The following is a 522-nucleotide window of genomic DNA, read 5'->3' as shown; positions in this document are numbered from 1 at the left end:
CTAGTTCAAGCCCTAGAATATTCCCCTTTTATCAACTCGAAAGCTACGAACGTAATACCCCTGCCGCTGAACGGCCGACTTTATCTCGTCGCTGACTTTGAGAACTCTAGTTCTGCTCTTGCGCCATCTATTAGAAGAGTAAAGTGCGGGTATTTCAGATCCGTTGCTTATGACAAGGAAGTCCCGCTTGCTATTGCGATAAACATCAAACATGTCACCCCCGCAGAAATATCGAATAGAGCAAATATGCTTGGTAACGACCGCGTCAGCTTAGTCCCCTGGGCGCCAGAGCGGGCGGTAGTCTGGGATGCATGCTCGTTAGACTTCGCCCGCAGTGAATGTCGGGGAAATGTTAGCGCAACAACCGATCAGCTCGGATTTCTTTTTGCATGCTGTTTCCAGGCTACGCCAGCGTACTTGCTTCGTGAATTACATGCTATGAATAATTGTCTGACTACGACTGGTTGGGTAGATCGATCCACAGATCCGGAGCACCATTTAGGAGTGTTTCCTGATCTGGAG

Source organism: Bradyrhizobium sp. SUTN9-2, assembly GCF_003122645.1.
In the GTDB taxonomy this organism is placed as follows: Bacteria; Pseudomonadota; Alphaproteobacteria; order Rhizobiales; family Xanthobacteraceae; genus Bradyrhizobium; species Bradyrhizobium yuanmingense.
The sequence above is the reverse complement of the archived record's forward strand: the minus strand, read 5'-3'. Positions refer to the sequence as shown.